Origin of the sequence: Paenibacillus sp. NPDC058071, assembly GCF_042885235.1 — a bacterium.
Classification (GTDB): domain Bacteria; phylum Bacillota; class Bacilli; order Paenibacillales; family Paenibacillaceae; genus Pristimantibacillus.
This window is the reverse complement of sequence record NZ_JBHVSK010000006.1, coordinates 54033-76533: the sequence shown is the minus strand read 5'-3', so window position 1 is coordinate 76533 and position 22501 is coordinate 54033. Positions and strand designations below refer to the sequence as shown.

Annotated in this window: 17 protein-coding genes; 2 read left to right on the top strand and 15 right to left on the bottom strand. The window is 51.6% G+C overall.

Annotated features, from left to right (window positions below; translation table 11 throughout):
* Positions 1 to 94: 94 nt before the first annotated feature.
* On the top strand, positions 95 to 781 hold the full coding sequence (locus ACFVTB_RS11865; protein WP_387748731.1) for a universal stress protein: 687 nt from the start codon (positions 95 to 97) through the stop codon (positions 779 to 781).
* A gap of 70 nt (positions 782 to 851) precedes the next feature.
* On the opposite strand, the gene ACFVTB_RS11860 is transcribed toward ACFVTB_RS11865, so the two are convergent.
* Positions 852 to 1415, bottom strand: a complete 564-nt coding sequence (locus tag ACFVTB_RS11860; RefSeq protein ID WP_387748729.1) for a tyrosine-type recombinase/integrase — start codon at positions 1413 to 1415, stop codon at positions 852 to 854.
* A 1162-nt stretch (positions 1416 to 2577) separates the two neighbouring features.
* Positions 2578 to 5931: a DUF5107 domain-containing protein gene (locus tag ACFVTB_RS11855; RefSeq protein ID WP_387748727.1), complete on the bottom strand. Its 3354-nt coding sequence runs from the start codon at positions 5929 to 5931 to the stop codon at positions 2578 to 2580.
* A 171-nt stretch (positions 5932 to 6102) separates the two neighbouring features.
* Between ACFVTB_RS11855 and ACFVTB_RS11850 the strand changes: the two genes are divergently transcribed.
* The gene (locus ACFVTB_RS11850; protein ID WP_387748725.1) at positions 6103 to 6990 is read left to right on the top strand and encodes an AraC family transcriptional regulator; all 888 of its coding nucleotides are present in this window, start codon (positions 6103 to 6105) and stop codon (positions 6988 to 6990) included.
* Between the two features lie 19 nt (positions 6991 to 7009).
* Here the strand turns inward: ACFVTB_RS11850 and ACFVTB_RS11845 are convergent, their stop codons facing one another.
* The 13 genes from ACFVTB_RS11845 to ACFVTB_RS11785 form a co-directional block, all read right to left on the bottom strand.
* Complete coding sequence (locus ACFVTB_RS11845; RefSeq protein ID WP_387748723.1) at positions 7010 to 7951, bottom strand: aldose epimerase family protein; 942 nt, start codon at positions 7949 to 7951, stop codon at positions 7010 to 7012.
* A 27-nt stretch (positions 7952 to 7978) separates the two neighbouring features.
* Positions 7979 to 10087, bottom strand: a complete 2109-nt coding sequence (locus ACFVTB_RS11840) for an alpha-galactosidase (RefSeq protein ID WP_387748721.1) — start codon at positions 10085 to 10087, stop codon at positions 7979 to 7981.
* A 130-nt stretch (positions 10088 to 10217) separates the two neighbouring features.
* Positions 10218 to 11036: a carbohydrate ABC transporter permease gene (locus tag ACFVTB_RS11835; RefSeq protein ID WP_387748719.1), complete on the bottom strand. Its 819-nt coding sequence runs from the start codon at positions 11034 to 11036 to the stop codon at positions 10218 to 10220.
* Positions 11036 to 11914 (bottom strand): carbohydrate ABC transporter permease, encoded by an 879-nt coding sequence (locus tag ACFVTB_RS11830; RefSeq protein ID WP_387748717.1) that lies wholly within the window; start codon positions 11912 to 11914, stop codon positions 11036 to 11038. The genes ACFVTB_RS11835 and ACFVTB_RS11830 overlap by 1 nt, the downstream gene beginning before the upstream one ends.
* Positions 11915 to 11990: 76 nt before the next feature.
* On the bottom strand, positions 11991 to 13292 hold the full coding sequence (locus ACFVTB_RS11825) for an ABC transporter substrate-binding protein (RefSeq protein WP_387748715.1): 1302 nt from the start codon (positions 13290 to 13292) through the stop codon (positions 11991 to 11993).
* Between the two features lie 338 nt (positions 13293 to 13630).
* Entirely contained in the window at positions 13631 to 15229 is a 1599-nt protein-coding gene (locus ACFVTB_RS11820; RefSeq protein ID WP_387748713.1) for a response regulator, read from the bottom strand.
* Positions 15219 to 17009 carry a sensor histidine kinase gene (locus tag ACFVTB_RS11815; RefSeq protein ID WP_387748711.1) on the bottom strand — a complete coding sequence of 597 codons (1791 nt, stop codon included), beginning with the start codon at positions 17007 to 17009 and terminating at the stop codon, positions 15219 to 15221. The genes ACFVTB_RS11820 and ACFVTB_RS11815 overlap by 11 nt, the downstream gene beginning before the upstream one ends.
* Before the next feature lie 308 nt (positions 17010 to 17317).
* Positions 17318 to 18181, bottom strand: a complete 864-nt coding sequence (locus tag ACFVTB_RS11810; protein WP_387748709.1) for a metallophosphoesterase family protein — start codon at positions 18179 to 18181, stop codon at positions 17318 to 17320.
* A gap of 31 nt (positions 18182 to 18212) precedes the next feature.
* Positions 18213 to 18554, bottom strand: a complete 342-nt coding sequence (locus ACFVTB_RS11805; protein ID WP_387748707.1) for a DMT family transporter — start codon at positions 18552 to 18554, stop codon at positions 18213 to 18215.
* The gene (locus ACFVTB_RS11800) at positions 18551 to 19333 is read right to left on the bottom strand and encodes an HAD family hydrolase (protein WP_387748705.1); all 783 of its coding nucleotides are present in this window, start codon (positions 19331 to 19333) and stop codon (positions 18551 to 18553) included. Before ACFVTB_RS11800 ends, ACFVTB_RS11805 begins: the two co-directional genes overlap by 4 nt.
* Positions 19334 to 19349: 16 nt before the next feature.
* Positions 19350 to 20705: an ABC transporter substrate-binding protein gene (locus ACFVTB_RS11795; protein ID WP_387748703.1), complete on the bottom strand. Its 1356-nt coding sequence runs from the start codon at positions 20703 to 20705 to the stop codon at positions 19350 to 19352.
* A gap of 40 nt (positions 20706 to 20745) precedes the next feature.
* Positions 20746 to 21588: a carbohydrate ABC transporter permease gene (locus ACFVTB_RS11790; RefSeq protein ID WP_387748701.1), complete on the bottom strand. Its 843-nt coding sequence runs from the start codon at positions 21586 to 21588 to the stop codon at positions 20746 to 20748.
* Positions 21589 to 21618: 30 nt separating this feature from the next.
* Positions 21619 to 22500, bottom strand: coding sequence for a carbohydrate ABC transporter permease (locus ACFVTB_RS11785; protein ID WP_387748699.1), 882 nt, complete (start codon positions 22498 to 22500; stop codon positions 21619 to 21621).
* Position 22501: the final 1 nt, after the last annotated feature.

Genomic DNA, 22501 nt, shown 5'->3' with positions numbered 1-22501 from the left:
CCTTATCTGCGTATTGACTCTTTACGTAACATCCACTATAGTCTTACATAGTTTAAGCGAGTCCAACTACTAGCACTGAGGTGAAATACTTAAAATGAATAACAACGTATATAATGAGAGCATTCTTGTTTGCGTTTATTATGGTCCCAATAGCGAAAGATTAATCAAACGTGGCTGTGCAATCGCTAATCTGATGAAAGCTCCGCTTTATATACTGACCATTGATCCGAAGCCATTCGACGAATTGGATGCCGAGAAATTATTCTATATCGAACAATGGAAAGAATATGCCCACTCACATGCTACGGCCCAGTTTGTTATGAAGGACAATGAAAGCCGCCCTGTCTATAAGGTCATTGCAGAAGTGGCCAGAGATAACAACATTACACAGATCATTCTTGGCCAGACGGCACACAGCCGATGGGAACAAATTACGAAGGGATCTATCATTAATTCCTTAGTACGCGAGATCCCATTTGTCGACCTGCATATTGTTTCCGTTGCCCGTTATATTCGGGATGAAGAAGGTCTTTATGAAAAAGGAATTCGAGCCTATTTGATTAAAGATGGGGAGCAATATAAGCTAAGCTTCAATCATGAGAAGCAAACCGATTATGAAGGCATCTTCTTCAAAGAAGTCGATACCGATTTCGATAACGGAATTTTCCGGTTTATGAAAGATGCTGCAACTATACACGTTCAAGTTATTGACGGGATTGTCACAGAATTAAAAAACGTAGATATTCATGCAGCAATGAATCTTGACGATTCTGTTGAATAAAGAGAATAATGCAACTAACCTTCTCCACATGTTTAATGTGGAGATTTTTTCTTTTTCAAAACACAGTTCATTATAAATTTACATCCACTTTAACGGTTCTCTTCTCGGTCCTGTCGATTCCCAGATACTTTAACGTTTCTGCCGTGGAATGATGATGCAAAATCGACTTTAAGATCGAGATGGCAACCCCCCTGTAATACGCATGGTAACCAAACGTCTTTCTCAGCGTGTGGGTGCCGATTTTCTCTGATATGCCTACCTCCCTTGCCGAGTGGTTAATAATTCGATACGCCTGCTGACGGGTAATCGGGCGACAATCCTTTTTGGATTTAAATAAATAATCCTCAGATTTCCAATCGATATTAGATAAATACTCGATTAGTATTTCCCCGACCTTGCTGTTTAGGTAGTAAGCCTTTTCTTCTCCTGTCCTTTCATCCTTAATATAAAGAAACTGCTTAGCATCCTGGCCATCCCAAACGTCCTGTACAGTAAGATTGAGCAAATCAAGAAGACTGATCCCGGTGTTAATTCCCAGCACAAAAAGCAACAGATCCCTTATAGAGTGTTTTCTCAGTTCCTCTTTCATCGCTTGAATGGTTTGCACGTCTCGAATCGGATTGACAAATTGCACAGAGAACCCCTCCGTCAATGTTACTTAAATTAAGGTTAACAGATATTAAGTAACATCACAATCTAAAAGTTCTTTCATTTTTATTAAAAAATCAGCCGATTAGCCTCATCGCCTATTGAGGTAAACAAATAGGTGCTTCCAATTGAACATGATATCCAGTCGGACAAGAAGCTAATCAATAAGATGCTGCACCCTTGAAGCTCAATAAGATATGGCACAATTAAGAACAGAAATCAGTGGCTGACTTCCAGTGAGAGGGAACGCTGCGGAACAGAGGGTTCTTCCGATCGCCATTAAAGCCTGATTCCTTTATTAGGACCAAAGTTTACGGTAGGAATCATGCTTTAAAAGCGACCACTTTCGTTTCCCAGAATCCCTCTGACCCTTCGCTTTTCTCTGCTGGTCTGTTAAGTACTGATTGAATGTTCAGTTGAAGATTGAGCAAAAATTAGAGCTGAAAAACAAAAAAAGCGACTTTGTAGGTCGCTTTAGGTTGCCCGCTGTCCGAGAAGGCCTAGCAGAGTCCTCCAACTGCTGTTGGAGCAGCAGTGCAGAGTTTAGACGAGGAATATGTACGATTAATCATATATAATTTTTCGAAAATCGGGATTTTGGACGATTATAGTCGAACTATATAATCGAAGATTTTTCTCGAAATCAGAAAAATATGCATGAAATTTCATACATATTTAAATACGCGGCTCAAACCGCTAACAGTAGCTGACTTCCACTGAGAGGGAAGCGTTGCGGGTCAGAGGGTTCTTCCGATCGCCATTAAAGCCAGATTCCTTTCTTTTGTTGCAGTTTGCGGTAGGAATCTGGCTTTAAAAGCGACCACTGCCGTTTCTCCAAAATCCCTCTGACCCTTAGCTACTCTCTTCTTTACGTCAAGAACTGATTTTGATGTAGAACCGAAATTTCATATATATTGAAATACTGCTTCAAAACCGGAATCAGCACCTGACTTTAAGTGTGATCCGAATATTCTTATATATCGAAATACGCAAATCAAAAGAAACCCGTCGTTATTGAAACCGACGAGTTCTTCTCAACCAACTGAAGCAACTATATAAATCGTCGCTTCAGGTTGGCGACAGTTTGAGGGGCTGTCCCTAAGTCACGTTGAAGATTTTGGGGCAGCCCCTTCCTTACTTAACTGGCCCTATACGCACAGGCTCCGGTGCGTCTTCGCCCCTTGATGATTCGGCTCCAGAGCAAGCACTTCGTCCAGCTGTTCGGAAGCTTCACGGTAACGGCCAAGGCCGATCAAGCCAAGCCCGATCATATAGCGGCAATGAATCTCGTTGCGTTTGTTCAGATCATCTTCGAAAACGAGGAAGTCCGGCAGCGAGACGGCGAAATAATCAAACTTCACATCGTCGCGGATATGCTTCTCGCCGTAATCGATCAGCTTGTTGAACCGGCGCTTCGCCTCCTTCAGATCGCCAAGCTGCAGCCAGGCCATGCCCTGGTAGAAAATCATATCCGGCGGCTGATCGTTGTAGTACATCGCGCTGGCTGGTTCCTCCAGTCCTTGCGAAGCGATACGGAAATGCGCCGCAGCCTGCTCGCTTTGCTCTAAGCCCAGATAAGCGCGGCCAAGATGGTAATGGACATTGTTCTCCTGCGCCCCCGTCAGTTTGCCTTCTCCCAGATTCTCCGGGTAGACCAGCGCTTCTTGCAGCAGCTCGGCAGCGCGTGCGAAGCGTTCTTCGCCAATCTCGCGCTTTGCCCACTCAACGCGGCTGAACACATGCTGGCCAGTCGTTTTGCCTTCTCCGCCTTCCCACGGATGAAACTTGCGTGCAGCCAGCTTGCTTACGGCCTCTTCATGACGGCCCAGCGCATTCAGCAGCGCGACATGCTCTAAGTAGAGGTCGTCACGCAGCTTTACGAGAGCCTCATTCCGCTCTATGTGCGGCAGCCGGTTCTCCGGCGCATACCCCAGCTTCTTGTAAAGCTGATCAAGCTCATAGAATACGCGGGCGTCGTCCGGCCCACAGGCGAACGCTCGCTCCAGCGATTCCAGCGCTGCCCGGCTGTCACCCAGCTTATTGAAGTAGGCGAGCGCCAAATTGCGGTGAACGGTGGCAAAGGCGTCATCCAGCTTGCGGGAAGTCTCCCATTTAGCAATCGCTTCCTGATGGCGCTTCTTGTCGTATAGCAAATTGCCGAGATAGTAAAGCGCTCTGGCGTCTTCGGCGTCGGCCGCAACGGCGCTTTCCAGCACGATCAGATCGAATAGACTGTTCGGGAAGCAATAATCCGGCTTCGCATTCCGGCCCGCTTGACGGGCGGCAGCCGCTTGTTCCGGCTGGCCGGCGCGCTCATGCAAATACCCCAGCGTATAGTGAACCATCGGGTAAACATCTTGCGCCGGCTGTTCTTGAGCGATCCGGCTCAGCACATCGATCGCTTCGCCGTAGAGACCGCTTTCCGCATAATCGGAAGCGAGGCTCAAGTAATTATGCGGGTCCTTCCGCATCAGCCTTGTCAGCTCGGCATCCGCTGTGCCTGCCTCCTCGGCTGCTCCTTGCGCAGCATGCGCAAGCGTTAGTTCACGGGCGGCGCCAAAGTCGGCAACGTCGATGCTCAGTGTCTCGCGCGCGAAGGTCTCAGCCTCAGCAAAGCGGCCAAGCTTGCGCAGCAGCGCAGCGCGGAGATGACGCGCCTTGTAGTTGCGCGTGTTGCGGATAAGGGAGCGGTCAACCAGTTCGAGCGCTTCCTGGAAAGAGCCGTTCGCGCAAGCGATCCGGGCAAGATTGAAGTAGCCCGGGTCCTGCCATGCGGCGGACCATACGGATTTATAGAAAACGGCGAAAGCCTCTTCCGTCCGATCCTGCTGCTTCAGCGCAATACCCAACTGATACAGCGCTTCGCTGTCGTAAGGGTTCGGGTTGCGCCACGTCATCGAAGCGATAGCTTTGCGCAAATGCTTTTCCGCTTCTTTGAACAGACCTTGACGAAGCAGCAGCGTTCCGTAAGCAACGTTGATCCGAATATCCGAAGGGTCTCGTTTCAGCCCCTCCAGATAATACGAGGCTGGCTCAAAGGTCGCATGACGGTATTGTTCCAAATGCAAACCTGCGAGGTACAGCTGCTCGTTCGTCGGCAGCTCTTTCGGTTCAGGAAGCGGCTGGGCCGCATCCGGCACCTCTTCGATCGACGGCTTTGCCGGCCGGTACGAGACGAGCAACGCTCCGCTTGCATCGCGAACTGTAACGAGAAGATCATGCGGCTGATCGTTCTCATCGAGCGTGACTACCGATTTGAAGGTCGACACGGGAGAGAGCTCGACCGCCTCCTTCAAGTAGGTGCGGCTGCGCCCTTTCAGCTCGATAACCGCCCCTTCGAAGATCGAGGTTGCGTATGCCAGCACGGTCGCCGTTCCCGTCTCCTTGTCCGTTTCGAGATTGACGGCAGCATCAATGGATGCGTTTTTGACGACGCCTACATTTTTATAAGGCATGAAATATTGCTTAAACGTTTTCTCCTCATATGGCTGCAGCCAGGTGAAGTCCGGCTGATTGTCCGTGTACATGCCGGTCATCAGCTCGATGTAAGGCCCGTCCTCATCGGTCAGGTTGCGGTCCCAGGCCTGCCCGAACTCGCCATTTCCCCACGTCCACTGCTTCTTGCCCGGAGAAACGAAATGATTGGCCACATGCAGCAGTCCGGCTTGTACGCCGTGGTCATAGCCGCCTACAAAGTTATAGTCCGATTTGTACGCCATGTAAGATGTCGGAACCGGAATGTTGCGATAGCGCGAAATATCGACGCCTTCCGAATAGTCCATCTTGTAGTACGTGCCCGTTGCAATTGGAAAACGCGATACATCCCGCTTGCCGTGGTCGAATACCGCAGTAACGTCCGGCGGGAATACCGACTGCGTGTCGTCATTGACGGCAACGGCCGGATTGGCCCACCAGAGGAAGGTTTGCGGCAGTGTCGTCCGATTGTACAACTGTGCGGAAACTTCCAGATAGGCTTTGCCCGGATAGAGCGTGAAACCAGCCGTCACCTTCGTGCCGTACATCCGGTCGATCTCGCTCACCCATACCGTCGCGCTGCCGTCCTTGCCTTGTTCCAGCCGGTATTCAACTGGTCCGTACGTATTTGGCCTGTGGTGCTGCGGCCAGTTGAACTCGATGCCTCCGGAAATCCACGGGCCGGCGAGCCCGACGAGCGCTGGCTTGATGACACGATTATAATAAACGAAATCATAATTGTTCGTTTTGTCGAGCGCTCGGTAAATCCGTCCGCCAAGCTCCGGCATGATCTCGATGCGGATATATTCATTTTCCAATACAGCCAGCTTATACGTCTGATCCTTTTTCTCGTCTTCGATTTTATCGACGACGGGATGCGGATATACTTTGCCCGTGCTGCCTTGGTAGACGCGTTTCTCCAAGAACATCGGATTACGGTCCGGCGCGCCGATGCCATAAGTCGGAATCGATACTTCTTCTTCCCAGATACGTGCGGCCGTGCCGGCTTGATTTTGCGTTGAAGACATTGTCATTCCCCCTTTGCTGATTACCTTCACTTTATATTGAAATGAAGGTGGTGCCAATTGACGGAATTCGGTTTATAATGGACGATATTCGGATTATTTTATAAATCAACACCTTATAGACAATAACCTTTTCGTCCTGAAATGAATGATTTTCTTATAAGGAGCAAAAACATGGATGAACTTAGAAAGTCCCAAGGCTTCGAAGAGGAAAAGCTGCTCGTCCTCCCCGCTTACTATATGGAGGAGCTGTCCAGCAACAAATTGACTCGCAGCCTGTTTGTAAGCGACATCGGCTTTTTTCCCCGCGCGCAGTATCATTACCGTGAACGGCCGGAGGGCTGCGACTCCCATATTTTCATCTATTGCTCGCAGGGCGAGGGCTGGATTGAGGTAAACGGCCGCACCATGCCAGTGCCGGAGCATCATCTGGCCGTCATCCCCGCAGGGGAAGGGCATCGGTACGGGGCATCGGCCGCCAACCCTTGGAGCATCTACTGGTTTCACTTGAAAGGAGAACAGGTCGCCGACTACATCAAGCTGTACGGCCTCGATTCCGGCCCGCTGCCGCTGCCGGCCGGCCTTTACGCCGAATGGGCGGACAACTTCTCCCGCTGCTTCGAGCTGTTGACGGACAAGCCCTATTCACTGCCTGTACAGGTGTACGTCTCGCAATCGATGGGCCGGATGCTTGGCAGAATCGGCCTCGGGTCGGGGGGAACGGCGCGCGACAGGAAGAAGAAGCAGGATCTTGAACGAGCTATCCGCTATATGAGCGAGCGGCTCTCCGATGTCATTGCCCTGCCGGAGCTGGCGGCGCACACCGGCTTGTCCAAGCAGCATTTGATTTACATGTTCAAGCAGGAGACCGGCTTTCCGCCGATCGAATATTTTTTGCGGATGAAAATGCAAAAGGCCGGCCAGCTTCTCAGCTTGACCAGCCTTACCGTTAAAGAAATTGCCGCCTCCGTAGGCGTGTCAGACCCCTATTACTTCTCCCGATTGTTCAAAAAAAGAATGGGGGCCTCGCCGACCGAGTACCGGAGCGCTCCGAAGGGCTGATTGGACCTGGCGTCGGCCGTCAATTCCGCTGCCGAACGTCTACCTCCAGAAACCATTCATACCTGCCGCCCGCTTCAACTACAGCCGCCTCGCCTCGCTTCATCGCGTGGGCGAGGTCATCCATCCTTCCCGTCGCAGGCTCAAGCGCAACATGGTAGCAGTCGCCGTAACCTCCGTAATTGGCCCATACCGCTAAATAAGGGACCTGCTCCGGCGGAAAACGGAAGGTGATAGCTTCCTCTGTCACAGGGTCGAGCAGTTCGGCCCATCCCTGTACGACCTTGCCCTCGAAATAATATTTCTCTGCATATCGGCCGGACGCCGCCTCAACGACACTCAAATCAACGCCTTCTCCGGCATGCGGCCACCGCCGTCGATCTCCGAATACGCCAAGCCGCTCTTCCGCAGAGTAGGACACCTCAATGCGTTCCATTCCCTCTGGAACGCGGATGCGCATCCCTTCGGAGGCTTGGAGCAGCGGATGCGCGGCCCACAAGAACGAGAAAGGCGACTCGCTTCGGTTCGTCACCGAATAATCGATGCGTATCGTATCCCCGTCCGTGAACGTATAAACCTTCTCCAGCGTATAAGGAAAATTTCGTCCCTCCACTCTGCACAGGAGAGCATCACGCTGCAGCTCTGCCGTCCATGGCAATGCCCATGCTTCTCCATGATCAGGAACGGAATGCCCCTGCCACGGCTCTTCGGGATAGTGACAAGCGTTGATGCCGGGAAACATCTCATCCCAGCCGCTCTCGTCTCCTTCTCCGAACGGGGAGCCGAGGCCTTTATTGCCGAGCGGCTTCCCGCTCCGCCACAGCCATTCGCGATCCGCAGCCTTGCTGCGAAGCGATATCGCCTTGCCGCCTAAAGCCGGAATGACGGTGATGGAGAGGCGGCCCGTCTCGCCGATCCACGCCTCAAACCCTTCCACCTGTGTAATGCTCCATTTGTTTGTCATGGCATCCGCCACCTTTCGCCGCCAATCTTATACCCGCTTTAAACGGATCAAGACGCTGGCATAATCTCCGCGCCAGTTGAGCGGCAGACCGATCTGCGTCAGATTGGAACCGTGAAGACGCACGCTCCCTTCCAGGGCGCTGCCTGTAACCTCGTAGACAGCTTCGGATTCCAGACCTTGCAGGCGCAGCATTGTATGCGAGTTTCCGAAATGCTGCGATTGCAGGAAGGCGAATACGACCGCTTCTTGTCCGTTCGCACTCACATACTGGCTCGCTGCATAGTTGGCCTGACGAAGTGACTGCAGCCGGTACAGCTCGCCTTGCTGCACGATATGCCGGATTTCCTTGTATAACGCAACGTAGCCCTTCGCTTCCTCCATCTCTTCCGCTGACCATTTGCCAATGTCCGCGCCGATGCCTAGACCGCCCATCATTGCGCTATGAAAACGATAGGAAAGCGGCAAGCTTCTGCCGTTGAAACCGTTCGGCGCCTCCGTCACCCAGCACATCATAACCGACGGGCTGTAGGCGTAGCTGAAGCCCTCCTGTATGCTGAGACGGTCGCGCGCATCGGTGTTGTCGCTGATCCATGCCTGATCGGCATAGCGTAGAATGCCCAGATCGATACGTCCGCCGCCGCCGGCGCAAGTCTCGAATTCCACATTCGGGAAACGGCGGCGCAGCTCGGCCCAAATGTCATACAAATGCTCCGCATGGCGAATCCATACCGACTTGTCCTGGCTCGGGCCCTCCGCCTCTCCTGGTTCCGTCACGGTTCGGTTCATATCCCATTTAATAAACGAAATATCGTAGGTGGACAGCAGCTCCGTCATAAATTGCAATACAAAATCTTTAACCTCCGGCTTGCCCAAATTGAGCAGCAGCTGATTGCGGAGCTGCGTTCCTTCGCGCGTCGGAAAATGATACGTCCAATCCGGATGCGTCCGGAAGAGATCGCTGTCCGGATTGACCGACTCCGGCTCTACCCACAAGCCGAATTCCATGCCGAGACCCTTCACTTCGTCAATCAGCTCCGACAAGCCGTTCGGGAATTTCTCCGGATTGACATACCAGTCGCCAAGACCGGCCCGGTCACTGTGCCGCTGGCCAAACCAGCCGTCGTCTACGACGAACCGCTCGACGCCTAGCTTCGCGGCCCGCTCTGCGAGCGCCCGCTGTCCTTGCACCGTCACATCAAATTCCGTCGCCTCCCAGGAATTGTAGAGCACTTTGCGCAGTTGCTTCGTTGGCATAATCTCGTTGCGTTCATAGCGGTGAAGAAGCCGGCTCATTTCGCCGAAGCCGCCTGTCGTGAAGCCGCCCACAAACATAGGTGCCTCATACGATGCACCTGGCGTCAGCACGAATGAGCTGTCGAAATCGTTGATGCCGCCCGCGATGCGAAGCTTGCCAAACGTCGTCCGTTCAAGCACCAGCTTCCAGTTGCCGCTCCACGCAAGCGCGCCGAACCAAACGCTGCCGGATTGTTCCCTCGTATTACCGTCGTCAATAGCAAACCACGGATTGGAATGCGGTCCGGTAAAGCCTCTCCGGGATTCCAGCACCTTTTTCCCCTCAGTCAGGAAATTCGTTCGCAATTGATATTCACCGGCCCAACGGCCGGTCACATGGGTTAGACGATAGTCGGGCAGTTCCCCGATCGACCAAAGAGCGGACATGATCTGTTCGATCCTTACCGGCTGCTCTTCTCCGTTCGTCACCTTCACTTGACGCTCGATCAAATCATAGTCGGGAACGATCGTGTAATGCACCTCGACATGCAGAGCGTAATGCTCATCGGCTAGCCGGACCATCAGCTTGCGGCCGTCCTCGATCTCGTAACCGGCATAGACCAGCCGCAAGTCGCGTACCCCATCGGCGAAACTAGCCTTCAGACCGGGCTCGGCATAACCTGCGCCTCCCCAGCCGCCATATTCCTCCGTCTCGCGGTCAACGGCCATATCGAACGAACTATGCGATCTGGCCTGGAGCAGGCTGGCGCATTCCTCCGCTTGAACCGGAGATCCCCAATAAATATGTTGAAGCGTACCTCTCTCATTGACGCCAAAAAGATAGGATGTATTTTCGGTACGAAGCTCGAATAGGTTGAACTTGTCCCAATATTTAATCGTCATCGCTGTCGTCCTCCTTCGTTAGCCTTCCATTGCGGGTTGCTGCCAATTGAACGTATGCTTCACTTTATCCCGAAACGGCCACGGAGACAATTGACTGAATTCGGATTATCATGGACTATATTCGGATTTGTCAGCCCTTGATCGCCCCTGCCGCAATTCCTTTGACGATAAACCGCTGCATGAACAGGAAGAAGGCAACGATCGGCACCATGCCCATTACGGCATATGCGAATGCCAGATTCAAATCGCTGCTGTATTGGCCGAAGAAAAAGTATTGCTGCAGCGGAATCGTCCGGAAAGCCTTTCCTTGCAAATATAATAGCGGCAGTAGAAAGTCATTCCAAATGTACAGCACGTTCAGTACGACGACAGTCGCGGTAACGGGCTTGAGCAGCGGCAGGATGATCCGGAAGAAGATGCCCGGCGTCGAACAGCCGTCAATCCGGGCTGCCTCCTCGATTTCCCTTGAAATGCCGCGCACGAAACCGGAGAAGAACAAGACGCCCATCTGAACGCCAAAGCCGCCGTAGATCAGTGCAATTCCCCAATAGCTGTCGACGAGCTGCAGCGATTTGCCAAGTTTGTAGAGCGGGAGCATCGTCACCTGAAAAGGAACCATCATCCCCGATAGAAACAACAGAAAAACGAAGTTGTAGAACGGCTTGTTCCGTCTGGCAATGGAGTAACCGGCCAATGCAGACGCGATAATAATGAGCGCCACCGAAATTACAGTGATAATAAGACTGTTAAAAATCGCTTTCGGATATTCCGAGGTGTTCCACGCTTGAACAAAATTTGTGAAATCCAGGCTTGAAGGCAATGCGTAAAAGGAATCAAAAGTTTGCTTGGCCGATTTGAACGCCATTAGTACGGCAACATACAGCGGGAAGATGAACAAGACAGCGAGCAGCGCAACTAAGGCAAAAACCAAAGCTTTGGTTATTTTCATTACAAGTCCACTTCCCGTCTTCTGAAAATTCCGACTTGCGCGACAGTGACGATTACAAGTACGAGGAAGAATATCATCGACAGCGTCATGCCGTACCCCGCTTTGAAGTTATCGAATGATGTGCGGTAAATATAGGTGGACATGACCTCTGTCGCGAAACCCGGTCCGCCTTTCGTCGTTACGTAGACCAGATCGAACACTTTAAGCGCGCCTGTCATGACGAGCAGCAAGTTGATCGTTAACGAAGGCGCAAGCAGCGGGAACGTAATGCGGCGGAAAACCTCCCATGTCGTCGCTCCGTCCATCTTGGCGCTCTCCAGCAATTCGCCCGGAATGCCCTGCAAGCCCGCAATATAAATAATCATCGGCGAGCCGATGCCTTGCCACAGAGCGACAATAATTAGGCCAAGCATCGCATATTCGGGATTGCCCAGCGGACTGGTCATATCTAAGCCGAAATAAGCGAGCAGCTTCGGAAAGCCTTGACTATAGTTATAATTCCATACAAAACCCGACAAGACGATGGAGATGACGCTTGGCAGGAAAAAGACCGTGCGGAATACGTTTCTGAATTTGAGATAGGAATCAAGCAGCAAAGCAAGGAACAAGGATAATACATTAATCAGAATCGTTAGAATGATAGCGTATTTAAACGTGTTCCATAACGCTCTCCACAAATCTTTGTCGTGGAAAGCTTTCACGTAATTGTCCCAACCATTGTAAGCTATTGTACTGGATACGCCGTCCCAGCTGGAAAAGGAATAGCGCGCTCCCATCGTTAAAGGTACGACAACCGCCAGTATGAACAGACAGACAGCGGGCAGCAGGAAGAAGAGGTACCAGGCCTCTCCACGGAGAATTCGCTTCGCGTTGGTCATGGAATTTTCCTTTCTGAAGAGGAATGGCACAGGTGAAAGGTTCCCCGTGCCATTCGTCTATGCTGATGAAAAAGCGTTAGTTGTGGTTTTTCGCTATCCAGTCGTCCATCTCTTGAATGACTTGGTCCACGGTCGATTTTTTGAAAAACAGCTTTTGCAGCGATTGGACAAACGGCGTGCCCCAGTCAATCGTTGTCTTAGCCAGGTAGAGCTGGGAATCGTACAGCTCCCCGTTGTCGAAATAAGGCTTCAGTTCGTTAACGGCCGGCGCAATGTTCGTATCGGTTCCTTTTACATAGCTGAGGGAATTGAGATTTTGAACCCACAAATCTCCGCCTTCCTTGCTCGCCAGAAACGTGAGGAACTTCTCCGCTGCTTCTTTATTCGGAGATTTCGTGTTAATCGCGATAGAAGCGTCCGGATTGAACTCCAGCTTGTTCAAGCTCTCATCGTTGCTGAACGGGTAAGGGAAGTAGCCCATATTATTGTAGAGATCAGGATTTTTCTTCTGAATATCGACTAACGGCCAAGTTCCCATGTACATCATGCCAACGTCGCCTTTGGCGAACAGATCGACCGCACCGTTGTAATCCACGCCGAGTTGATCCTTGTTGCCCAATTCGAACAACTGCTGGGCATGCTCGATCATTGTTCTTGTCGCAGGGTTATCGGCAAATTTAACGGAGCCCGTCTCCAGCTTCTCGAAGAAATCCGGCTGGTTGTTCACGAGCGCGGAGTTGCTTGGCATATCGCGGGTCACCCACATGCTCATTGTCCATGGATCTTTCCAGCCCAAGGCAAATGGCGTTTTGCCCGCTTCCTTGATCTTTTTGGCCGCTGCGATTAGCGCATCGTATGTCCGAGGAATTTCAAGGCCGAGATCTGCAAAAATTTGTTTATTGTAAAAGACCGCAATCGGATTGGCGTTAATCGGCATCACGTAGTTTTTACCGTCTGTCGACTGCGACTTCAGTACAGCTTCTTCGAAGTCGGCTAGAAATGGCTTGCCTGTCAAATCCTCCAGGTAGCCGCCGTCGGAGAACAGCTTCGTATTCGCTCCTGCATTCAATGTAAAGACGTCTACGATGTCGCCGCTCGCCAGCTTCGTTTTCAGCAGCGTATAGTAGTCATCATATTTGACCGGCTGTACATTGACTTTGATCAACGGATTTTCATTTTCGAACTGCTCAACGATTTTCGCTACTCCATCCGTGAAATCACTTTTGAAATGCATGAAGGAAATGGTGACCGGCTTTCCCTCTTGGCTCTCGCCGCTAGCTGGGGCGGTGCTTTCCGGCTTTTCGTTCGCGGAGCCGCATGCAGCCAAGAGCAGCGTCAGGAGCGCCGATACAATGATTACATTTATTGCTTTCTTCATTCTGTAACCCCTCCTCGATTTATACGGGAACTTGCTTGCCCTGCACCAAGCTTACTAACTCACAAGGAGGAACCGTAATCCAATTTATTGTGCCGTTCATGTTTATTTTTTTGGCTCAAACCGGGAATTAACTTTAAGTTAGAGGAAGCGCTGCGGGTCAGAGGGTTCTTCCGATCGCCATTAAAGCCTGATTCCCTTATTTGATAGAGGGTTGCGGTAGGAATCTGGCTTTAAAAGCGACCACTATCGTTTCTCCAGAATCCCTCTGCCCCTTCGCTTTACTCAACTTTTCAATCAAGCACTGTTTTTAGGTTTGGTCCGTTTTTTGAGAATCACGGCTACAGCTGGCCAAATGCCTCCCGATATTCCGAGGGCGTACGGCCGGTAAATTTCTTGAACACCTGACTGAAATATCGCTGATTCTCGTACCCTACCAGCTCCGCGATTTCATTCACTTTCCTCTCGTGCGAACATAGCAGCTCGCAAGCTTTCTCCATCCGCTTGCGCGTCAAATATTCGATAAAATTCTCATCGGTTACCGCCTTGAACAGCTTGCTCAAATAGGCCGGGTCCATGTAATGGCGCGTCGCCATATCGATTAATCCAATATCCTCGAAGTATTGCTCGTCCATATATTGCGCGATTTGCCGGACAATCTGAACGGATGCGGGCATGTCGCGATTTTTGCCGTAGTCCTCCGCCGCCGAGGCCAGCTTATCGAGATAGGATCGGAGCTCCAGCGGACTCAGCACCGCCTCGACGGCTTGCGAATCGAATAAAGCAGGCTCCGCCGCAGCGATGCCGTTCATTTCGGAAGCAGCAGCTTGCCGGATCTTGAACAGCTCCCGGTGAACATCGCGAATCGTCGCTTCGGCATGCTGCCCAAGCTTCCGTACAAAATCACTCATAATGCCCCGCATGTCCTTCGCATTGCCTGAGCCGAATGCCTGTCCCAGCCGCTTTAGATCGAAGGAGGCGAGCAGCTCCAGCTCCTCTGACCGTTCGCCGGCTGCCGCGTGACAGACGGTCGAGCCGCTGCCGGCGAACGGGTTCTGTTCAAATGCGCCAATCGCTGCGCCATAGGCTTCCGGCAGCTTGTCCAGTCCGCTAAACTCGGGACTGATACCGACAGCTAAGTCTCCGCCTAACGTCTGGTGGACAGCTTTATGAAAAGCTGTCAGCATTTCTTCTGTACGCCGTTTATGAAACGAAGAGACCGGCAATATGAGGCATAGGCGAAACCGATCGTCCGATTTGTAGGTCCATGCGCTCTCTTCCTGCAACAGCAGTTCATACATAATATTTTCCAGACAAAACATAAACAAATCCGCATTGCCGTGAAATTTGATTCGCGATATTTCCTTGAACTGGCGAATCACACAAACCGCTACAAGATAGCCGCCTGCCGACAGCGCCGGCGCAAGTCCAAGCTCCTCCGCTTGCGACTGAATATCGAATTTATTCGTAATCCGCTTATTGGCTACATGCTGAAGAAAGTCTTGGCGCCGCAGCTTCATCATCTCCCGGGAGGACTTCAGCTCCTGCTGCCTGCTGGAATATTCACTCACCGCTTCAATAGCCTTGATGAGCGCTCCGTGCAGCTCTGCAACAGCAACCGGCTTCAGCACATACTCACAAGCCTGGAAAGTCAAGGCCGCCTTCAAATATTCGAATTGCGAATAGCCGCTGATGACGATGACTCTAATCTCGCTGAATTGGCGATACAGCGTCTCGAGAAACTGTTGTCCGTTCATCACGGGCATGTTCATATCCGTAATGACGATATGCGGCTTATTGAACGAAATGAGCTGCAGCGCCTCTTCCCCATGCTTCGCCTCTGCGATGATTTCCGTCTGAAGACCAAGCTCCTCTATCATTTTGACGATCGTTTTACGGCTCAGCGCCTCATCGTCGACCACCATAATTTTATACATCATCCATCCCCCGTTTCTTATAGGGAATTCGAATTCGAATCGTCGTACCTTTCCCTAATTCGCTGTCCAGCTCCAGCCCGTACGGTTCGCCATAGACGAGCCGAATGCGCTCATGTACGTTTTTCAGACCAATGGAGACGCCCGTGAGCACTTCAAGGGAACGCTTCTCCAAGTTGCGCTGCAGAGCAGACAGCTTTTCCGGCTCGATGCCAGGACCGTTGTCCCGCAGCTCAATGACCACCGATTCATCATGGCGGAACGCGGCAATCCGTATCCGAAGCTGGCCTTCACTATGCTGACCTAGTACATGCACGACCACATTCTCGATAATCGGCTGCATGACGAAGCGAATGATGGAGACGTCCATCAGATCGGAATCGATTTCAAATTCAGTCGAGATCGATTCCTCAAACCGAAGCTGCTGAATGTACAAATAGTTATTCACATGGGCCAGTTCGTAAGTGATTGTCGATTCCATATTGCCCTCGTAAAAGCTGTAGCGGAACATATCGGCCAGCGCCCGGCACATTTCGTGAATATCATATTCACCGATGAGCACCGCCTTGCCCCCAATCGTCTGGAGCGTATTATATAGAAAGTGAGGATTGATTTGCATCTGCAGCGTTAAAATTTGCGCTTCTTTGTTGCGGAGCTGCATCTGATACTCCATCTCGATCAGCTCCCGAATTTTATCGGTCATGAAGTTGAAGTTGCGCATCAGCTCCGACAAATCATCGCGATAGCGCCTTGGCTCCAAGGTTACATGGAAGTCGCCCGCACGCACTGACTTCATCGCTTTACCCAGCAGCTGTATCGGCTTCGTAATCGATTGCTGCACCAGCATGGAGCATACGGCAACGATAACCATAACGGAGGCGACCGCGCCGACAATGATGATCATCGTGTTTTTCCGGTTTTGGGCAAGCTCGGTTGCGGGATATAGAACGGTAAGGCCAATGTTGGCGTGATCCAGCTTGGATTGATTGATAAGCAGATTTTTGCTTTTCGAAAAATACAATTCTCTCGTCCGTTCGACAGGAGGCTCATCAGGCCTTGTATACGGCTGTACTTCATCGGGATAATTCTCATTGGTTCTATAAAAAGTCTCTCCGAATGCGTTTTGCAGCGAGATGACGTTCGGAGGCCGGTTCAACGATTCGATTTTTTTGGCCAGCTCTTTATGCTGCACGAAAAATACCATGGTACCGAATTTTTTCCGGTAAAACGGGTCGTAGATCGTAATGGAGTAAACAAATAAGTCTTGATTCAGCGACGGCTCGCGGTAGGTGTACATCAAGGTGTGCTGAAACGGCAAATCAAGCATCTCCTTAAAGTGAGGAGTGCCCGGGCCCAGCCGAATCGTATCGTAGCTAGACGCTCTTGACCATGTATCCTGCAGCTCATTGTTTTGACCATAGATCATGATCTTGATAATGTCCGTGTTTTTATTGACAACAAGCAGGTAATAGCTCGCCAGCGACTCCCGGAGGTTGATAATATCCGCGTCGTTATAGTCCACGCCATGCGTCATCATGTTCGTAATCCGGCTAAAGCCATAGACCTGAAGAGCGGAAGAAGTGAAGTTGCGAAAATAGACATCCAGATCGTCGGAAAGATAGGCCGCGTTCTGATCCGCGCTGCGAACCATCGCCTTCTCCAACGACAGATTGCTGCTGCGGTAAAACAAAAAGGACAGCAACAGCATCGGAATAAGCGAGATGACGACGCTGCTCCAAACGATCTTTGTTCGAATGCTTCTATTTACGAATAGCCATTTATACATGCGTTATGCCACTTCCCACTTAAGGTGTCACTGCTTATTGTAATGATCGCCCAAAACGCAGGCCATTTTGCGCTCATTATTGTAACATTTCGATGCAGCTGTCACAATTTAGTCTTTTGTCTGTTTGATGTTCAATTTTTTGGCCCCGGTCTCGCGGCTGCATCCTTCCCTTGGCTGCGGTAGGTGCTCGCCAGCCTCCGTTCGGAACTGTCACCTTAAAGATGACGCCCATGCTGGGCTTACTAAAAAAAAGAAGTATGACAGCGTTCTGTCATACTTCTTCATAAAAGTGTTATTACTGCCTGCCGCTAAACTGAAAGCTTTACCTCGAATTGGGCCGCCTCGATCCAGGCGCCGCGCTCGAAATCACGCCCTCTGACAAGCACCCGATCCGAGTAGACTTCGACATAGTAGCCCTGACTGCCATCCTTATGCTCGTCCTCATCTGTCCACAAGTAGGCAACCGAGGCCGAATTAAACATCGCCGGACGTCCCGGCTCCAAATTATGCGCCGTATGGCCGGCTCCCAGCTCCCAATGCGTATGTCCGGTGAACAGCATCGCCTGCGGATGGCGGTTCAGCACCGCCTTCAGCTCCTCGTCCTCCGTCACGCCAAACCATTGCTGCTCCTCGAACGATCCGGCCACCGTATCCTTTAGCGGCTGATGCAGGAAGATAAAGACGGGGCGAACCGGGGAAGCATCCTCGCCGAGCTTCTCATCGAGCCAGGCGAGCTGCTCCTCCGAAAGCGTGCAAAACCGCTCCATTCCCTGCTCCGTACCGAGAAAAATAAAATGATAGCCTTCAATCCAATGGTCGTGATAGGAGCCTGACGTGCAGGTCGCCTCGTTAAAGCGGGAAATCCGGCTGCGCCATTCTCCCAAGCCTACGTCATGATTGCCTATCGTAAAATGAATATCTGCCGCTGAGCTTCCGCGCTCCCGCAGCAGCCGGCGCAGCTCCTCATATTCCTCTGGGAAACCGTGATCGGTCACGTCTCCCGCATGCATAATGCCGACGCTGTCCAGCGCATGAAGATGAATATCCTCAAGCGCTCTGGCAAAATTAACGTTATGCGTATGCGCCGGATCAGCGGTAATATGCGTATCGGTTATGACCTGGAAGGAGAGCAGCGGCCGCTCCTCCTGACTGATATCAAACGAACGTCCCATCGGTTAACAGCCTCCTCTTGCCTGCCTCTTGTTAATGTCCCTTACTACTCATATTGAGCCCGATTACGCCAATAACGATGACGGCGATCCAGCAGACCGAGACGATCGACAGCTTTTCCTGAAAAATAAAGTAACCCGCCAGCGAAATGAGTACAATTCCGACCCCTGACCATATGGCATAAACGGTGCTGACGTTCATATAGCCGAGCGTGTAATTAAGCGAGGTAAAGCTCGCGCCGTAAAAGATGAACATCAGTATAGATGGAAGCAGCCGGGTGAAGCTTTCCGACCATTTCATCGACATCGTACCCAGCAGCTCCAGCAGAATGGCCATGCTTAGAAACAGCCAGCCGATGCCTCCTCCTTCCTTCATCCCGCCTCGCCTCGAATCGCCAGCTCCCGGTAAGAGGTAATCGTCCAATCGGCAGCGGGCAGCAGTTCCCGCGCGGATATGGCATCGCAAGCTGTAATTCCGATTGCTGCAGCGGCGCCAGCTGCTTTCGCCATTCGCATATCTCCGTTCGTATCGCCGATAACCGCTACCTGTGAGCAGGATAGCCCGAGCTCGCGGCAGGCAAGCTCGGCCATATCCGGGAAGGGCTTGCCACGTCCGACAACATCGTTGCCGACGCAAGCCGAGAAATAATCACGGATGCCAAGCCATTCTAAGTGGCGAATCGCCGGCTCCGTATCGTCGGCAGTCACGACCGCCAGCTTCAGCCCGTTAGTGCGACATTTCTTCAGAAACGGAACCAAATCGGGCAGCAAGCGCGCTTGCCGAGCTTCGTTCAACGAACGGTCCGCATAGCTTTTGCTTGCATATACCATTTCCTTCGCCTCGGCCCAGGACAGTCCAGCCTGATAGCCCTGCCAGGTTAGAATGGCAATCTGCTCCTCAATCGTTCCCATCGCAAGCGGCCCGTTCCGGTCATAATCGATAATCTCGCCATGTTCAGCGCCAATCGTCCCTAGCAATGAATCTTTCATGGGTAAAGGCGACAGCCCCCTCTCCTCCAACAGGCCGGAAAACCGGGCGAGCAAACAATCGCCCCAATGTCCCCACGTATGGATAAAATCCATCAGCGTACCGTCCTTATCGAATAAAATGCCTTCGATCCGACAGCTTGCACCCGCTATCGTCAATTCAGCCATTCGCAAACCCTCCTGCTTACTTCAATTTGTCTAATTCTCGCTGTGCTTTTTCCTTCGCTTCCTTAAGCGCATCGGCCGCCGAAACGTTGCTGATTTGCACTTTGTCGGCCGCAACCTTAAGCGCGTCGTTGATTTTGCCGCCCGTCGGATCCTGGAATGGCTTCGATGCATGCGCTGCTTGCTTCAGAGGCACCAAGCTTTGCGGATTTTCCTTCGTGAATTCCGCGAATTTCGGATCGTCCTGCGCCGATTGGCGAACGGCGATATACCCCGTGTTCATCGACCAGAAAGCCGTATTTTCCGAATTCATGAAATAGGTGAACCATTTTAACGCCGCCTGCTGCTGCTCAGGGCTTGCTCCCGCCGGGATGCCCGCCATAATCGCTTGTGCGACCGGTTTGCCTGGACCTTTGCCTTCCCAGCCCGGCTGCTCCATCGCGCCCAAAATGCTGAAGTCCAAATCGCCTTGGTCGCCGCTGGAGCCTGTGTAACCTGCAGCTTGGCCTTTCATCACGTCATCGATCGTCTTGTACCAATACTCCCAGCCTTGACCGCCGGAATGAATGCGCATCGTTTTATCTTCATGAATCCATTTGCGGAACAGCTCCCACGTTTCGACCCACTCCGGCGAGTCGATCGTTACCGTCTTGCCGTCTTCGCTGAGCACGGTTCCGCCTTTGCCGAATACAGCGTCCATCATGTTCTCCATGCCCCACATCGGTTCCCAGCCGTAGAACGAGGTTTGGTTTCCATTTTTTACTGCCATCTTGCTTGCGGCGTCTGCCAGCGCTTCCCAAGTCGTCAGATCCTCGGGCTTCACATTGATTTTCTCAAGCGCATCCTTTCTATAGTACATAACCTGCGTCGTTCCATACATCGGCAGGAAGTATTGCTTGCCGTCTACCTTGCCTTGCTCCAGAAAAGTAGGAATGACATCGGCCGCGTTGAAATCAGCTTGTCCGGCGATCAAATCGTCAAGCGATGCGTAATAGCCTTTCCGCGCCCAATCCACATTTGAGGAAAGAACAGCTGCCGGCACATTGCCGCCTGCGATCGCTGCTTGCAGTTTCTTTTCCGTCTCGGAGTAATCGGCTTGTACGACCGGTTTTACGATCACTTCGCTCTGCGAGGCGTTAAAGTTGTTAATGATGGTTTGCATATTCTCGCCCAGCTTGCCGCCCAGGCCGTACCAAAACTCAATCGCAACCGGCTCGGAAGCTGCAGGCTTCTCTGTCGCTTCGCTATTTGCCGGCTTTTGGCCGTTATTCGTACCGCCGTTCGTTCCCGTCGTTCCTGTCGTCGATCCGCAAGCGGCAACGAACACCATCGATACTACGCCAAGCCCTGTCAACGTTCTTTTCCAGTTCAACATTTTTTGTACCCTCCATTTATCGATTATTCATCGTAAAGCGTTACCCTTTAGTTGCGCCTGCCGTAAGATTGACACTGCTGATAATGGTTTTTTGAGTAAGCAGGAACAGTGCAAGCAGCGGCGCAACCGTAAAGGCGCTGGCTGCCATAATTAAAGGCCATTTTAATCCGTAAGCACCCCCTTCCACGAAAAAGCTGCGAAGTCCGGCCGAAATGAGCTGCATGCTTGGATCCTTCGTGATGAGCATCGGCCAGAAATAGTTGTTGTACTGATCGATAAAAGTGATAAGAGCCAGCACGGCAAAAGACGAACGCGTCAACGGAATGAGAATGGTCCATAAAATGCGCATATGCGACGCACCGTCAATCATGCCGGCCTCTACCATGTCATGGGACACTTGCAAAAAGGCTTGCCTGATTAAAAAAATCGAAAACACGCTTACGCAGTTGGATAAAATGAGACCGCCATACGTATTGAGCAAATGGAGCTTGCCAAGGATGATATAGCCCGGCAAATAGACGGCCGTTGCCGGAACCATGTAGCCAACGAGCACAAGGGCAGTGAAGACACCTTTCAAGCGAAATTTCATATGGGACAGAGCGTAAGCCATCATCCCGGAATTGATGACCTGCAAAATAACAATGACACTGGCGACAAAAATGCTATTGCCGATATAACGGGCAAACGGGGCAGCGTGCCAGGCATCCGCGAAATTGCTCCAAATCGGCGCATGCGGCCATAGCGTAGGCGGAAACTGCCAAATTTCATCGTTCGTTTTCAAAGCGTTCGTCACCATCCAATAAAACGGGAAGGCGATGATGAGTGCCGCAGCTGCCAGCAGCACATGGCGGACCGCTGTCCGAACCCCTATTAAACCTTGCATGAAGACTCTCCCCCTGTACTCCTATAGTCCTTAGTTGTAATGCACATTGCGGCGTCCGACGATAAACGAGAGCAGCGATAGCAGGACGCATCCGATAATGAGCGTAATGGCAACGGAAGAGGCTTCCCCTATCTGGAAGGAGTCAAATGCCGATTGATAGTAAAGATAGAGCAGCGTTCGCGTTGAACCGGCCGGACCGCCTTGCGTCAGCACGTTAATTTGGTCATAAGCCTGAAGAGCCTGTATCGTTTGCACAACGACGAGGAAGAAAGTCGTCGGTGAAATAAGCGGCAGCGTCACATTTTTAAATTTGCGCCAGCTGTTCGCTCCGTCCAGCTCGGCGGCTTCCAGCAACTCCGGCGGAACGTTCTTGATCGCAACCAGATAGAAGATCATGCACCAGCCGGCCGACTTCCACACGGTAACAAGCAGCACGCCGATCAACGCCCAGTTCGGGTCCTCCAACCAGCGGATGCCGTCTATGCCGAATAAACGAAGCAGGTTGTTGGCCAAGCCAACGTCCGGATTGTAAATCCAAGACCAGACGATAGAGACGGCAACAGTCGGCGTAACCCAAGGCGAGAACATTAAAGTCCGGTAGAGGGCTCCTCCCCTGAATTTACTGCTCAACAGCATGGCGAGCGCCAGCCCTACAATGACGACCGGCAGCACGCTGCCCAGACAGAACAAGATGGAAACCCGCAGCGAGTCGTAAAAGGCCGGATTTTCGAACAAGTTTCGGTAGTTGTCGAAGCCTACGAACACTTTGACGGGATTCATAAAATCCCACTCCATAAAGCTGAGGTAGATGACGTAGGCGAGCGGCGCAAACCAGAATACCGATAATGGAATCATTGCAGGCAGTGTGAAGAGCAGCGCTTTAAAATCTTGGACAATAGCGGATCGTTTCATT

Coding starts and splice junctions, on each gene's coding strand:
- ACFVTB_RS11865 (WP_387748731.1), top strand. CDS start 95: ATGAATAACAACGTATATAATGAGAGCATTCTTGTTTGCGTTTATTAT.
- ACFVTB_RS11855 (WP_387748727.1), bottom strand. CDS start 5,931: ATGTCTTCAACGCAAAATCAAGCCGGCACGGCCGCACGTATCTGGGAA.
- ACFVTB_RS11850 (WP_387748725.1), top strand. CDS start 6,103: ATGGATGAACTTAGAAAGTCCCAAGGCTTCGAAGAGGAAAAGCTGCTC.
- ACFVTB_RS11845 (WP_387748723.1), bottom strand. CDS start 7,951: ATGACAAACAAATGGAGCATTACACAGGTGGAAGGGTTTGAGGCGTGG.
- ACFVTB_RS11840 (WP_387748721.1), bottom strand. CDS start 10,087: ATGACGATTAAATATTGGGACAAGTTCAACCTATTCGAGCTTCGTACC.
- ACFVTB_RS11835 (WP_387748719.1), bottom strand. CDS start 11,036: ATGAAAATAACCAAAGCTTTGGTTTTTGCCTTAGTTGCGCTGCTCGCT.
- ACFVTB_RS11830 (WP_387748717.1), bottom strand. CDS start 11,914: ATGACCAACGCGAAGCGAATTCTCCGTGGAGAGGCCTGGTACCTCTTC.
- ACFVTB_RS11825 (WP_387748715.1), bottom strand. CDS start 13,292: ATGAAGAAAGCAATAAATGTAATCATTGTATCGGCGCTCCTGACGCTG.
- ACFVTB_RS11820 (WP_387748713.1), bottom strand. CDS start 15,229: ATGATGTATAAAATTATGGTGGTCGACGATGAGGCGCTGAGCCGTAAA.
- ACFVTB_RS11815 (WP_387748711.1), bottom strand. CDS start 17,009: ATGTATAAATGGCTATTCGTAAATAGAAGCATTCGAACAAAGATCGTT.
- ACFVTB_RS11810 (WP_387748709.1), bottom strand. CDS start 18,181: ATGGGACGTTCGTTTGATATCAGTCAGGAGGAGCGGCCGCTGCTCTCC.
- ACFVTB_RS11805 (WP_387748707.1), bottom strand. CDS start 18,554: ATGAAGGAAGGAGGAGGCATCGGCTGGCTGTTTCTAAGCATGGCCATT.
- ACFVTB_RS11800 (WP_387748705.1), bottom strand. CDS start 19,333: ATGGCTGAATTGACGATAGCGGGTGCAAGCTGTCGGATCGAAGGCATT.
- ACFVTB_RS11795 (WP_387748703.1), bottom strand. CDS start 20,705: ATGTTGAACTGGAAAAGAACGTTGACAGGGCTTGGCGTAGTATCGATG.
- ACFVTB_RS11790 (WP_387748701.1), bottom strand. CDS start 21,588: ATGCAAGGTTTAATAGGGGTTCGGACAGCGGTCCGCCATGTGCTGCTG.
- ACFVTB_RS11785 (WP_387748699.1), bottom strand. CDS start 22,500: ATGAAACGATCCGCTATTGTCCAAGATTTTAAAGCGCTGCTCTTCACA.